General features: G+C 40.5%; 10 protein-coding genes and 1 pseudogene. 6 read left to right on the top strand and 5 right to left on the bottom strand.

All coding sequences use genetic code 11. From position 1 onward, the window contains the following. The gene (locus BM163_RS04120) at window positions 1–690 is read left to right on the top strand and encodes a triose-phosphate isomerase (protein ID WP_218029752.1); all 690 of its coding nucleotides are present in this window, start codon (window positions 1–3) and stop codon (window positions 688–690) included. Window positions 691–708: 18 nt separating this feature from the next. Beyond that, the gene (locus tag BM163_RS04115) at window positions 709–1221 is read left to right on the top strand and encodes a YjbQ family protein (RefSeq protein WP_089800534.1); all 513 of its coding nucleotides are present in this window, start codon (window positions 709–711) and stop codon (window positions 1219–1221) included. 122 nt (window positions 1222–1343) lie between these two features. On the opposite strand, the gene BM163_RS04110 is transcribed toward BM163_RS04115, so the two are convergent. Together BM163_RS04110 and BM163_RS04105 are read right to left on the bottom strand one after the other, a co-directional pair. Next, window positions 1344–2870, bottom strand: coding sequence for a glycoside hydrolase family 43 protein (locus BM163_RS04110; RefSeq protein ID WP_089800532.1), 1527 nt, complete (start codon window positions 2868–2870; stop codon window positions 1344–1346). Between the two features lie 45 nt (window positions 2871–2915). Further along, complete coding sequence (locus tag BM163_RS04105) at window positions 2916–5027, bottom strand: glycoside hydrolase family 3 C-terminal domain-containing protein (protein WP_089800530.1); 2112 nt, start codon at window positions 5025–5027, stop codon at window positions 2916–2918. Between the two features lie 194 nt (window positions 5028–5221). On the opposite strand from BM163_RS04105, the gene BM163_RS04100 reads away from it, so the two are divergent. Further along, window positions 5222–6001, top strand: coding sequence for a helix-turn-helix domain-containing protein (locus BM163_RS04100; RefSeq protein WP_089800528.1), 780 nt, complete (start codon window positions 5222–5224; stop codon window positions 5999–6001). 26 nt (window positions 6002–6027) lie between these two features. Here BM163_RS04100 and BM163_RS04095 read toward each other — a convergent pair whose 3' ends face one another. Genes BM163_RS04095 through BM163_RS04085 form a run of 3 tightly spaced genes read right to left on the bottom strand, consistent with a single transcriptional unit; the run spans window position 6028 to window position 10031 of the window. Continuing rightward, window positions 6028–7803, bottom strand: a complete 1776-nt coding sequence (locus BM163_RS04095) for an ABC transporter ATP-binding protein (RefSeq protein ID WP_089800526.1) — start codon at window positions 7801–7803, stop codon at window positions 6028–6030. Further along, window positions 7767–9518, bottom strand: coding sequence for an ABC transporter ATP-binding protein (locus BM163_RS04090; protein WP_089800524.1), 1752 nt, complete (start codon window positions 9516–9518; stop codon window positions 7767–7769). The genes BM163_RS04095 and BM163_RS04090 overlap by 37 nt, the downstream gene beginning before the upstream one ends. A gap of 57 nt (window positions 9519–9575) precedes the next feature. Then, complete coding sequence (locus BM163_RS04085; protein WP_229675489.1) at window positions 9576–10031, bottom strand: competence protein ComK; 456 nt, start codon at window positions 10029–10031, stop codon at window positions 9576–9578. A 317-nt stretch (window positions 10032–10348) separates the two neighbouring features. Here BM163_RS04085 and BM163_RS04080 point away from each other — a divergent pair, with 317 nt between their 5' ends. The 3 genes and pseudogenes from BM163_RS04080 (at window position 10349) to tnpB (ending at window position 14914) form a co-directional block, all read left to right on the top strand. Next, window positions 10349–11776: a sodium/glutamate symporter gene (locus BM163_RS04080; protein WP_089800520.1), complete on the top strand. Its 1428-nt coding sequence runs from the start codon at window positions 10349–10351 to the stop codon at window positions 11774–11776. Between the two features lie 318 nt (window positions 11777–12094). Further along, window positions 12095–13311: pseudogene (locus BM163_RS04075) on the top strand (IS110 family RNA-guided transposase). A gap of 427 nt (window positions 13312–13738) precedes the next feature. Further along, complete coding sequence (gene tnpB / locus BM163_RS04070; protein WP_089800518.1) at window positions 13739–14914, top strand: IS200/IS605 family element RNA-guided endonuclease TnpB; 1176 nt, start codon at window positions 13739–13741, stop codon at window positions 14912–14914. Window positions 14915–14952: the final 38 nt, after the last annotated feature.

Genomic DNA, 14952 nt, shown 5'->3' with positions numbered 1-14952 from the left:
GTGAAACATACTTTAAGAAAAAGACCGTTTTTTATGATTAATCCTAAATCTTATTTGGACTTACAACACATAGTAGATTTGGCGATAGAATCCGATTGCTATGCAAAACAAGTAGATTTTGATGTCTATTTTACTGCGCCTTTCCCCTATTTAAAAGAAATAGCTGAAAGAACAACGCACTTAATTGTTACAGCACAACATATGGATAGCCTTGATTTAGGACGAGGGATGGGCTTTGTATCAGCCGTCTCATTAAAAGACGTCGGTGCTAGGGCGGTTATGTTAAATCACGCTGAACATGCTTTATCTTTAAAAGATATTGTGAAATCAATAGAAAAAGCTAAAGAAAAAGGCTTAACAACCATTGTATGTGCTGATTCTGTTAAAGAAGCGAAGGCGCTGGCAATATTGAGTCCAGATATTATTCTTTGTGAGCCAACAGAGTTAATTGGTACTGGGAAAACGAGTGATAGCTCATACGTTGAGAAAACAAACAGTGAAGTTAGAGCTATTTCTTCCGATATTCTTGTCATGCAGGCAGCGGGTATTACAACACCAGAAGATGTTTATAACATCATGTCAAGCGGTGCTGATGGAACAGGGTGTACAAGTGGCATTGTTTTAGCGGATAACCCATCAGTCATGGTAAGGAATATGTTAGCGGCTGTAACGAAAGCATGTCATAAATAAACAGAAAGTAGGAGAAGCATGGCAACTTATTATGATCAACTTATTTTAACATCGAACGGAACACGTGTAACGTACCATAATATTACGTCACAAATACGTGACATTGTAAAAAAGAGTCATATCACAAACGGTATTTGTGTTGTTTCCTCACCGCATACGACATGTTCTGTTATTTTTGAAGAGTTTGTACATGATAAAGATTTTAATGGAGATGAATATATCCAAGTCGATTTAAATAGAATCTTAAATAAACTGGTTCCTCGTCAACTAACAGAATCAGATTATTTATATCCAGGTCAGGAACATGTTGATTTTTTACATGGTTTAGACGATCCAAATTATCCAACAGATGAGGCAACGATTTTAAATGCAGACGCCCATATTCGCGCTTCTTTTTTTGGTTCAAGTGAGAGTTTTGTTCTAAAGGACAAAGAACTTCTTACGGGAGCTGTTGGTTATATCTATTATATTGATTGGGATCAAAATAGAGTAAGAGACCGCAAGTGTAATGTGATGATTGTCGGTGATTAAATACGTGTTTAAAAGCTAACATACTGTTATTGTTAAATTAAAAACTTACGCACTGATAAGTCATTATTAGTGCGTAAGTTTTGTCATTTTTTTATTAAACCGGCTAAGTCGGTCATGAAATATTAGCGATTCTTTAACTCTAAGTAGTTAACGTCCACATGCCCAGGATCTGCTGCTTGTGAGGTTGTATAAACACCGAGCGTACAACCGACAAACCCCCCAGCAACTTCAGTACTTAAATAGTGAACATCAACACCATCAGCAATCGTTAGTGTCCCGTCACTTGTGCGACAAACACCTTTAACTTCCTGACCACTCCCATGAATGTCAAGTATGACAGTATCGTCTGTAACTAAACATGAGCCAAGGATAGTCTCTTCGCCGTCTATTCGGGTAATCATCTTAACTGTTGTTTGATTTTCTTCACGACAGACAACGAGTCGTACGGAATACTGTTCATTTTGTAAAATAACAAGACCTGCTTCACCACCATCAGCTAGTGCTGTGTCTAGTTGCGCTGATAATACATAGTTCATCGATTGCTGGCGCAAGCCGATATAGGTAGGTGAATCTAAATCACTTAACGTGACCTTTGTTGGGTGTAGCCTTAACCAGCCTGGTCTTGCATGTTGATCGTAGTTTTCCATCTTAGGGTTACGTAAAAATAAACACGCAGGATGAAATGATTCAAACGTATAGCGTTCTTCGTATAGAACAGGGACAAGTGGTAAGTGATGTTCTTGTACCTCTAAAAGTCGACCAATACCAGGATTAACGACGGGCCAACCATCCTCAAAGACGACTTCTGCTAAAAAAGTTTCTCGACCAAGGTTGCTGTAGCCATTATACATACGGCTTGCTAATAAGGTAATATACCATTTCCCATCAGGTGTTTCGACAAAGTCACCATGACCAACATTCTGAACAGGAAAATCTCTACCAAGATGACGGTGGGTGAGAATGGGGTTATTTTTATTGCCCATATAGGGACCATCGACTTTGTCACTTCGGGCAACAGTGCAGGCATGATTATAGCCCGTGCCACCTTCAGCAATTAATAAATAGTAATAGCCATCTTTTTTATAAATGTGAGGCGCTTCTGGCCAAATGGCTGTATGAAGTGCTCCTTTCCATAATTTCGTACTCACACCTGTTAACTTCATCGTATCAATATCTAACGCTTGTAGCCAAACTTCCCAGTCACCGTTATATTTGACACCTTCAGGATTCGGACGTGTACCGACATAGTAACACTGCCCATCGTCATCAAAGAATAAGCTAGGGTCAATCCCTGGGGCATTGTCAATGAAGTAAGGGTTTGACCACGGGCCGCTCGGATCAGTAGCGGTGACAATGAAATTGCCACCATGCGATACATTGGTCGTAATCATATAAAAAGTTCCTTGATGATAACGCAGACAAGGGGCAAAAATACCGCCTGATTGTTCTGCTCCGAGTAAGTTCAGTTGTTCTTCTCGGTCTAAAATATTACCGATTTGTTTCCAATTCACAAGGTCTTTACTGTGATAGATAGGCACACCAGGAAAATAAGCAAATGTGGATGTGACTAAGTAGTAATCATCTCCAACAGCACAGACCGATGGGTCTGGTGAAAAACCTTTAATAACGGGATTTGTAAAAGTAGCCATGTGTCTCTCTCCTTATAGTTATGCTTGAATATTCATGACAGTTAGTTAATTTAATGGCAGTGATGCTTTAAGTGGTTTTTGTCCAGTTAACTTTTCTGAAATCGGAGATGGTGAAGCGGTATGGACAAAAAGTTCTGCTTTTGTCCCGTCAAGTCGTCTGATTCCGTCGTTATCAACAACACTTAAGTGATCAATCGGGACACTGACTGTCACGGTCGCGGTATCTCTCGCCGATAGGGCCACACGTTTAAAGCCAATTAATTTGGTGTTTCTCACCTCAAACACTGAATCTGTCTTTCCGTATATCTGAATCACTTCTTCAATCGGGCATGCAGCGTGATTGGTGAGAGTGACAGAAACGTTTACTTTATCTGTTTGGTGTTCAATCATGAGATTATCTAACGTCACGTCACCGTATGTTAAACCAAAACCAAACGGATAGAGTGGTTCGGATTCGATATAGCGATACGTTCGCTTAGTCATTGAATAATCATTAAATGGCGGCAACTGATCGGTGCTCTTATAAAACGTGACAGGAAGTTTCCCGCTAGGACTCACGTCACCAAAGAGAATCTCAGCGAGTGCTTGCCCACCAAAGCTCCCTGGATACCACGTGTGAATAATCGCTTTTAGTTGCGGATGGCTTTCTAAGCCATTTAAGCTTATCGCTGACCCTGCTGCAACAACGACAACAACGGGTTTGTCTAGTGCTAGGAGTTTCTTTAATAAGCGTATTTGTACAGGCGGTAAATACAGTGTTTCTTTATCTCCCGAACCATACACATTTCCGGCATCCCCTTGTTCACCTTCAATCGTCGGATCTAGACCGAGACAAGCAATGACAACATCTGCATGTTTGGCCGCGATGATTGCTTCAGATTCACGTTCATGTTTGCTAGAAAGTGTTGATTCGGCGTGTTCAGTATAAAGATGACAACCTTTTGCATAGTAGACACGCGCCTCACTGTTTAGAGCTGTTTGAATACCGGCTAAGAAATGTGTCTCCTTTGAAGCCGTCCCGAAATAATTGCCTTTGAGTGCTTCAGAACTTGTCGCATTCGGACCAATAACCGCGACCGCATCAAGTGCAGCTTTATTAAGGGGCAACATCTGGTCGTTTTTTAGTAGGACAATCGATTTACGCGCAGCTTCTAACGATACGTGATGGTGTGCGGGTGTATCATTGTCTGAATAAGGGATTTGATCATACGGATTATCGTCATCGAACATACCAAGACGCACCCTTGTCGTAAACAGTTGAATAACTGACGCAGTGATTTCACTTTCTGTCACTAAGCCCTGCTCAAAAGCTTGATGCAAATGATGAGAAATATTACCTGCACAAAGGTTACATCCGACTTTCATGGCAATGGCCATCGTTTCTGCGGCTGTTTTTGTATAGTGATGGTTCTCATGAACGTCTTCTAAAGCCGCATAATCAGATACAACGTGTCCTTTAAATTGCCAATCTTCTCTTAAAATATCTTGCATTAATTCAGGATGTACAACGGCAGGAATCCCGTTTACTGCATTGTATGCCCCCATAAAGCTTTCGACATCAGCTTCTTTCACTGCTTTTTCAAAGGCAGGTAAATACGTTTCATACAAGTCCTTCTTACTAACAACCGCATCGAATGAATGTCGGTCAGCTTCTGGTCCACTATGAACGGCAAAGTGCTTTGCACAAGCGGCTAACTTTAAATAAGGCCCGTCACCTTGTAAGCCTTTTATAAAGGCCACGCCTAAGCGCGCAGTTAGATAAGGATCTTCCCCGTACGTCTCTTGTCCACGCCCCCAACGAGGGTCGCGAAATATATTAATATTAGGTGACCAGTACGTTAATCCTTTATATATGTCATGGTCACCCTCAGCATGGTACTGGTTGTATTTGGCCCGACCTTCTGTCGAAATCACATCTGCAATCTCTTCCATCATCTCTTCATCAAACATCGCCGCAAGACCAATGGCTTGTGGAAAGACCGTCGCTACACCCGCACGTGCAACGCCGTGGAGTGCTTCGTTCCAATAGTTGTAATCTGGGATGCCAAGGCGCTTAATTTCGGGTGCGCGAAAGTTAATTTGAGCAATCTTCTCATCAAGGGTCATTTGGGCAACGATTTTGGTTGCGCGTTCTTTCGCCGTCTCATGTGACATCATCTAAATGTCCTCCTTCAATATGTTCGTTTTTGTTTAGTTAAGAAAGTGAGGCGCCTTTTCGTCATCAAAATACAGTGATCAACGTCAGGCGCCGTCTATAGCATCTTCTACGACTAATATTAGTCGTTTAGCTATTGAAAAAACAAGACAATTTCTATATAGTGATAGACAATAGTAAGGAGGAATATTAAGCAATGATTGAATTTCAACATGACCATTACGGAGAAGATTTAGCTGTCTTTCAGTTTCATCCAGAGTCATTAACGTACCCAGAGCACCTGCATCGAAGTTTTGAACTGATTATATGTCAATCGGGACAGTGTGTGGTCAATATCAATAAAGTATCCTACACGTTAGTGAAGGGGAACATCGCCTTGGTGTTGCCATTTCAGACACATTACATAGAAACACCGATACAATCGAGATTGGATATTTTACTGTTTTCACCCGAGTATACGGAAGATTTCTATACGAAAACAGAAGAAAAAGCATTTGAAACCCCCGTTATTGAGGTATCAAACGCCCTGATTGATCAACTCCATGATCCATTATTTAATACTGCGTCATATTATTACCGCAAATCAGCCCTTTACCATATTCTTTATTTGTTTGAACAACAAACCGCGTTGGTTGATCGAGTAAATAATGAAGGGTTACTTGCCGAGTTGTTGATTTATATTGAAAACAACTTTCACCGAGACTTGCGACTCGATGAATTAAGTCGTGCGTTAGGCTACAGCAGTATTTATGTCTCAAAGTTAATAGCTAAGGAGACAGAAAGAACATTTCCACAATTGTTGAATTACTCGCGGGTTAATCATGCTTGTTTCTTGCTTAGAAACAAGAACTACTCAATTACTGAAGTATCAGAGCACGCCGGTTTTCAGAATGCGCGTACGTTCAATCGGAATTTTAAAGCGCTGATTGGGCTCACGCCAAAAGTCTATCGCCAACAACATTTAGCGCACGGCTAGACAGACAAAGTGACATATGTGTCGTTTTAACTGCCCGTTTCTTCGAAACCACGTTTGTATAGGTTGTAATAAAACCCTTTTTTCTGCATCAATGTTTTGTGGTTACCTGACTCAATCACTTTTCCGGCATCTAATACATAAATCGTATCGGCACGTTCAACCGTATTCAGTCGGTGAGCGATGACAATGCTCGTCCGACCGTGCATGAGGCGCTTAAGTGCTGTTTGAATTTTCACTTCGGTAACGGTATCGATACTACTTGTCGCTTCATCCAGTATGAGAATTTGCGGGTCACGAAGGAGCGCTCGGGCAATCGATAATAATTGCCGTTCTCCCTGGCTAATCCCTTTGCCATCTTCTTTAAGAATCGTCTGATAACCTTGTGGCAGCTTTTGGATAAAGCTGTCCGCATTGGCTTTTTGAGCAGCTTTTATGACGTCTTCATCCGTGGCGATTTTATTACCGAAGCGAATATTCGCCATAATCGATGCCTCGAAGAGATAAGGGTCTTGTAAAACAAATCCGAGCGGCTCTCGCAATTGGTGTTTAGATAATGTCCGTGTATCATAACCGTCAATATCAATTTGGCCATTTTCGGGTAAGTAAAACCGCATCAATAAGTTTAAAACAGTCGTCTTACCTGCGCCAGTTGGTCCGACAAGGGCAATCATTTCGCCAGGTTTTGCGACGAGCGACACGCGGTCTAAAATAAGTTCATCTTGATAGCGGAAAGACACGTCATGAAACGCAACATGACCTAATAGCTCTTTGACATAGGGGTGAGCGACAGAAGTATAGTCTTGTTCTTCATCTAAAACTTCAAAGACCCGCTCCGCACCAGCAACCGCAGATAATAAGCCATTAAATTGATTGGCAAGTTCATTGAGTGGGCGAGTAAATTGGCGGGCATATTGGGTAAAGGTAATGATCATGCCGACTGAGATTGCTTGAGTGATTGCTAAAAGTGCACCGACAAACGTTAACACCGCAAAGCTCATGTTGTTTAACATATTCATGTACTTCGGTATAAAGCCAGAATACACTTGGGCACGGTAGCCAGATTCACGTAACCGGGCATTTTTATCCGTAAATTGCTGTTTGAAATTCGTTTCTTGAGAAAAGTGTTTAATCACAGCGATGCCAGAGATCGACTCTTCAATAAACCCAAACAAGTCTCCTAAGTCTTTCGCTTGATGTTTAAAATAAACCCGTGTCCTTTTAGTGATCCACTTCATCCCGAAATAAAGTGCCGGCACAATCAACAAAGTCACGAGTGTTAAAGGTATACTGAGAGTCACCATGACCACGAGTGTCCCGGTGAGTGTTAAGATACTTGAAAACACTTGAATCACCGAGGTGTTTAATGTTTGTGAGACATTTTCAATGTCATTTGTTAACCGGCTCATAATATCGCCATCTTGGTGTTCATCAAAATACTTCAGTGGTAAGGTGTGTAAATGTTGAAATAATTGTTCACGCATAGAAAACACGGTTTCTTGCGAAATACGAATCATCATAAATTGTTGGACGTATCCGGTCACAATACTTATAAGGTAAACAGTTCCGAGTAGCAGTAACGATTGAGTAAGGCGAGTTGATTGTGTTATATCAATTAACTCATCAATAATCGTGCCGAGCAAATACGGCCCAGCAAGCGATAATAAACTGCTCATTGTCACAAGTACTAAGACAAGTATGAGCTTAAATTTGCGATCGCCTAGGTAGTGCCAAATCCGTTTAATTGTTGGCCATGGATTATCTATTTTTACTTTTTCTCTAGGTTGATGTCTGCCTCTTGCCATGGCGTTACCTCCTCGTGTTGAGATTTGGCAATAGTTTGATAAAGAGTGGAACAGTGTAGTAATGTTTGATGGGGGCCATCTGCTTCTAAGTGACCGTCACGAAAAAGAAGAATCCGGTCCATCTGTTTCATGGTTGAGATTTTTTGTGTCACCATTATCAGTGTTGTCTGACGCTTTTTAATCTGGTCTAGAATATGTCGTTCTGTTGCTAAATCAAGTGCACTTGTTGCATCATCCAATAATAAAAGTGCTGGCTGTCTGACGAGCGCGCGAGCAATCGAAAGTCGTTGTTTTTGTCCACCAGATAAGTTAACCCCGCGCTGACCAATCATGGTCTGATAGCCATGTGGGAGCCTAACAATCGTGTCATGAATAGCTGCGTCTTTAGCGGCCAATATAAGTTCTTCCTCGGTGGCATCTGGTTTACCAAAGCGTAAGTTATCGCTAATTGTCCCACTAAAAAGTTGTGTTGATTGAGGAACGTAGCCAATATGTTGCCGTAAATCGTCAAGTGTTAACGTTGGCAGTGCTTGTCCGTATAAAGAAATGTGTCCAGCTGTGGGGTCATAGGCCCGTGGAATAAGTTGCATGAATGTTGATTTGCCTGAACCAGTTGCCCCAATGATGGCCACATGTTCGCCTTTTAGTATGTTTAAATGCGGTATGCTCAGTGCCTCTTCTAAGTCAGGTTGATAACGAAACCGCACCAAAGAAAAAGTGAGGTGACTGTCTGTCTCTTTATGTTCCAGCCTGTTATTACCGGTGGTAAGGTCTACCGGCTCATTTAACACCTCATTTATACGATTGATAGACGCTTTTGAGCGCGTATAAGCCATACTAATCCAGTTCAGCATCCCAATCGCTTGCATCATTCGGGTCGCATAGTTTAATACCGAGACAACATCCCCAATGTCAAGTTGTGTTGAAATAATAGCGTCACGCGCTTGGAAAAGAATAAGTAAAATGGCAGCGTTCATTACAAGCATGATAACTGGACCGGAAATGTCCATTAAGCGAAGCGTGAAGATGGTTTGGTCTTTAAGGGCGGCAGACTTTTTTGAAAACCGCTCGGCCTCTTCGTCTTCTCTGACATAAGCTTTAATTAAGCGAATGCCTGAAAGGTTTTCACGCATGACTTTATTAACTTGATCGAGTTTGTGCTGAATTTGGCGAAAGAGTACTGAGCCATATTTAATTAACGTCATCATAAAGACAATTAAAAGAGGTAAAGCAATAAGAAGAACGAGAGATAGTCTAACATTGACAAAAAGCGCCATAACGGTACTACCAATAATCAATAAAGGTGCGCGCGTAGCGATCCTAAGTGACATAAAAACAAACCGTTCCAGCTGGGTAACGTCATTTGTTAGCCGGGTAATGAGCGAAGATGTTTGAAATCGGTCGAGATTTTTAAATGAGAATTGTTGGATCTTTATATACACTTTCTCACGTAAGTCAGCGCCGGTCTGTTGGGCAACATAGGCAGCGAAATATGTATTAATGATGCCAGAGACAAAAGCGAATAAAGATACACCAATCATTAAACTTCCCCAAATAATCGTTTGATTTAAATCTTCTGCGCGAATGCCTAAATCGATGATCCGCCCGATAAATAATGGTAAGACGAGTTCTGTGATAAGTTCTGTCAACATGAAAATGAGCGCAATCGTGATATGAATTGGGTAAGCTTTCATTAATTTAAAGATGGTTTTCATTTGTGGCACCTCATTATCGTATCAATAGCTATAGTATAGGGGAGAGTCAACATACTGTCATCCATTTAGCCTATGTGCTGTCGGCAAGGCGTTACGGAAATAGAGGTGATAGCTGTAGAGTAACGCCATAATCCGTTCAATCCGTGCCTTTGTCATTAAAACATGCTTGGTTTTGCCGGAGCTAAAATAAAAGGTAATGCCTGTGTCGTCAGGAACAAAATGTGTCAGGTGGGTCGTCATAATAAATAAGCAGTGATCGGTACGGGGGGAATGGGTTTGAAAACAGTAGAGGTCATGATGTGGTGAAATAGGAAAGACGGGGATGTGACTTAAATTGAAAAGATTTTTCATCGATTTTTTTCGACCATCAACAGTTGAGCCAAAACTCATACAACTATTTTCAAGGATGTTTTTCATCGTGTCGCTACACGTATAGCTTTCGAGATGTTCTTCAATAATGGTTTCAGCATCTGGGGAAAAACTCTGTTCTAGATAGAGGGTGTTATGAGTGATGAGGTAGTGGGGCAGTCGGTTAATAATGAGTCACTCCTTTTCTAATATATTGAAGCGCTTACTTTTTTAAGTATACACTAGAAATTTAAAAAAATGTAGCCAAAATTGAAAAATGAACAAAGCATTCATCATAGTTTTAAAAAAAAACATAGAAAAATCTAAAATGTGGGCTAATGAACAGTACGTTACAATCTGTTTTTTTGTCAGAATTTTTTTATTTTTATTAGAAATATTGCAGAAATGTCAAAAGTATGCGTATATTATAAAAGTCACTGTCTTTGAACAGGTCTATTTTTTTTATTTGAAGGAGGAATTTTATGTCAGCGAACATGATTGGTTTTAGCTTTTTAATGATTGGCGTCTTTTTAATGATTGGAAAAGTTGTCCGTCTACACACAAAAGCCTTACGTGATTTATTTTTACCGAGTTCGATTATCGCTGGATTCATTGCATTATTATTAGGTCCAGGTGTCGTTGGGCGTATTACCCCGTTATTTCTAGAGGAGTCCTCCATGTTTTATAACGGTTTAATTCCAACATTTATTTTGGATGTTTGGCGCACGCTGCCGGGAATGTTTATTAACATTGTCTTTGCGACACTCTTTTTAGGGAAAGCTGTGCCAAGTGTCAAAAAGATTTGGAAAACAGCAGGTCCACAAGTGGTCATGGGGCAAGCGGTCTCTTGGGGACAATATGTGGTCGGTTTACTCCTTACCTTACTGGTTTTGACACCGTTTTTTGGTATGAACCCACTCGCAGGAGCATTGATTGAAATTAGTTTTGTCGGTGGACACGGTACCGCTGCGGGCTTAAAAGATACCTTTGATGCGCTCGGATTTTCTGAAGGGGCAGATTTAGCACTTGGTCTTGCGACCGTCGGTATTTTAGTCGGGGTTGTTGTCGGGATTTTACTTATTAACCTCGGATTTAAAAAAGGGATTGCCCAGCATGTTGGTGGACGTAGTCACTTTACTGACTCAGAACGTGAACAAATTGCTGAGCGTCACGGTTATGATACGGATACAGAGGTAAAAGAAGCAAAAGCGATTGAACCACTTGCTTTTCATTTATCACTTATCGCCGTATCGATTGTGATTGGTTATATACTTCAACAAGGGTTGATCGGATTAGAAGCGTTAACTTGGGGCGCTTGGACAGATGTTTATCTCTTCCCATATGTCCCACTCTTCCCACTGGCGATGATTGGCGGGATGATTGTTCAAATCTTCTTTGATAAGATGAATATCCACATGTATATTGATCAAGATTTAATTAGTAAAATATCTGGTTTTGCGCTAGATGTATTACTCGTTTCAGCTCTTGCGACGCTTTCATTAGATGTTATAGGTGATAACATTATTCCATTTATCTTACTTGGTTTTGTGGCGACTGTATGGAACGTGTTTGCTTTTATGAAGCTTGGACCACGCATGATTCCAGAGTATTGGTTTGAGCGTGGACTTGGTGACTTCGGTCAAGCAACGGGGATGACCGCAACGGGTCTATTGTTGATGAAAATTGCTGATCCTGATCATCAAACACCTGCACTTGAGGCTTTCGGTTATAAGCAGATTTTATTTGAACCGTTTGTAGGTGGTGGTTTAGTGACAGCTGCGTCATTGCCACTGATTTATCAGTTTGGCCCCGTCACTTTCTTAATCATTGCGACGATTATTACGGCCTTTTTCTTGATATTTGGACTTGTACATTTTGGTGGAATGAAACCGAAATGGTTGAGAAAATAAAGTCGGTAAATAGTTAGTGAATCACATAGAAAAAAGCAATCGCTTATCTCTTTAGCGGTTGCTTTTTTTATCTATTATCCACTCGGAACAAATGACCTTTAATTTATGGAAGAATCACTTAAGTCCTTTCACTTTTATCACACAACAGAATAGGCTAAAATAATATGTAAGCGGACACATTTATAGGAGCATTCCTGTAAGGAACTAAATACGAGGGAAAATCAATGATTTTGAAGAATGCAAAAAAGAAGCCCCTTTGGTACGATAGTGAGTGTCATCGATGACCTCTAATTCAAGTACCGAAAGGAGACTTCTACAATGGATTTTACACAAAATCAACGCTTAATGCAAATCACAGAAAACACATTAATTATTGGGGTGGATATCGCTAAACGTAAGCACGTGGCTCGCGCGATTGATGATCGTGGCCGAGATCTTGTGAAACGCTTGGTGTTTGAGAATACACTCCCTGGCTTGAAACACTCAAGCAAGTCGAACGACGCTCAGACGTTATTATTGGCATGGAACCAACAGGACACTATTGGCTGAACTTAGCTTATTATCTACAAGACCTTGGTTTCAAGGTTGTCGTTGTAAATCCGTCAAAAGTGAAACGTTCGAAAGAGCTAGATGATGATTCATCAACGAAAAACGATACAAAAGACGCGAAGGTTATCGCCCAATTAATCAAAGATGGCCGGTTCAACGAACCGACGTTACCAGAGGAGTTGTTCGCTGAATTACGTGAAGGTATGAAGTTACATGACATGATTCAGGAAGACTTATCATCGACCAAAGCGTAAGTGCATAATCTGCTGGATCGCTATTTCCCTGAATTCCTTACGGTATTCAAAGACTGGACAGGTCGCTCAGCCTTGCATCTCTTAACAGAGGGATACTTCCCTGTGGATATTATCAACACATCGGAAGATGTGTTACTAGAAGAGGTCAACAAGGTAACGAAGCGTTCAGTAGGTATACGTGTTGGCTTAAAGATGGCACGTCAAGAAATGGCTTATCTTATGGATCAATATCATGGCTTGGCAGAACGATTAGCGTCACTAGAAAATGAACTCGTCACGCTTGTGATGGAAGTTCCAGGCGCAGAAGAAATGATGAATATCAAAGGCATTGGTGCGATGACAGTGGTAGCCTTCTTTTCTGAAGTCGGTGATATCACACAATACCGAGATCCACGCCAAATTATTAAACTAGCGGGACTCAATTTAAAGATGAATCAATCAGGCTTACACAAAGGACGGACCTCCATTACAAAAAGAGGACGCAAACGACTGAGAAATATTCTTTATCAGGTTGCCATTCCGTTAGCTAAGCACAATGCCGCCTTCAGCCAATTACATGACTATTATCGCACACGAGCCAACAACCCATTAACAGGGAAACAGTCCTTTATTGCCTTAGCTAGAAAATTAATTAAAATCTTTTATGTGATAGGCACACGTAAGTGTGCATTTGATCCACAACGCATGATGCAAGATATCCCATCATTACAGGGAATTCAGGAAACTGCTTAAAAGAAAGTAAGTACACAAGATCAAAAAAATAACGCTGATGACACACCGTTACATCTAAACAATTGAAGCACGGATTAGCCGGTCGATATTATTTCCATTAGGGCCTAGACCCACCAAAGGAGCATTTCCGGCATCCACCATGGAGAGGTTGAACGAAGGAATTTGCGCACATAGATGCCGTGAGACATGGGAGGGTACACCGCCATGAATAAGTGGAGATCCACACGTGCGATCATACTTTTATATACATTTAATGGAAAAGGGAGCGTTGATGTTTATTTCATCCGGACCTCACATTCCAATATTCAATATTTATTGAATAATTAGATTTGATCAATCTGTGGTTTAATATCATATTGGGTAGAATAACGGAGTAAATCAACGGAATTTTAAGAATAACTTATTTTATAGAGGGAGGTGAAAATCAATGTTAGTAAATAAAGCGTATAAATTTAGAATCTACCCAAACAAGAAGCAAGTTGAATTAGTTAATAAGACCATTGGTTCTACAAGGTTTGTCTTCAACTTCTTTCTTGGCAAGCAGAAAGAAAAAGATGCTTATTGGTATATGGCTGAAGAAATGGTTCAAAACGGACAGCTTTTAGTGAACAACTGGAAAGGTAAATGCCTAAACAGATATGAAACCGTTAAAGCAGTTAAAGAATTAAAGAAACAGTATATTTTCTTAAAAGAAGTGGATAGTGTTGCATTGCAAAAATCTGTTGAAAATTTAGCAGATTCTTACGACAGGTACTACAAGAAGCAGAACAAATATCCACGTTTTAAATCTAAGAAGAATCCTGTTCAATCTTACACAACAAAGCATACGAACGGAAATATCGCTATTGATGGTAACTATATTAAGTTACCTAAACTTGGTCTTGTTCGCTTTGCGAAAAGCCGTGAAGTGGAAGGCAAAATCCTAAATGCAACTATTAGACGAAATCCATCTGGAAAATACTTTGTTTCCATTGGAGCAGAAGTTGAAGTTGCAGAACTACCAAAAACAAAATCAGCTATTGGAATAGATGTCGGACTCAAAGACTTTGCTATTCTGTCAGACGGCACGACTTACACTAATCCTAAATTTTTTCGCACATTGGAAGAAAAGTTAGCTAAGGCACAACGAATCATGAGTAGACGAACGTTAGGTAGTGCGAACTGGTATAAAGCTAAAATCAAAGTGGCTCGTATCCATGAAAAGATAGTGAATACACGTGAAGATTACTTAGACAAAATCTCCACTGAGATTGTCAAAAACCACGACATTATTGGTATGGAAGACTTGTCTGTTAGTAATATGTTAAAGAATCACAACCTTGCAAAAGCCATTAGTGAAGTGTCATGGTCACAATTCAAAACCATGATTGAATACAAAGCGGAATGGTATGGGAAACAACTTGTAACGGTCGCGAAAAACTTTCCATCCAGTCAGCTATGTTCATGCTGTGGCTACCAAAATAAAGACGTTAAAAATCTTGGATTGCGTGATTGGGATTGTCCAAAATGTCATACCCATCATAACCGAGATATTAACGCAGGACAAAATCTTAAAAATGAAGCTGTAAGACTTCTAACCGTAGGGACTACGGAGATAGCCTAATCAATTAGAGTTCGTTAGAACTCTGTACTTAGGAATCC

The organism is Halolactibacillus alkaliphilus, from assembly GCF_900115465.1.
Lineage (GTDB): Bacteria > Bacillota > Bacilli > Bacillales > Amphibacillaceae > Halolactibacillus > Halolactibacillus alkaliphilus.
Note: the sequence above shows the minus strand (reverse complement) of the source record. Positions and strands in the feature narration are given on the sequence as shown.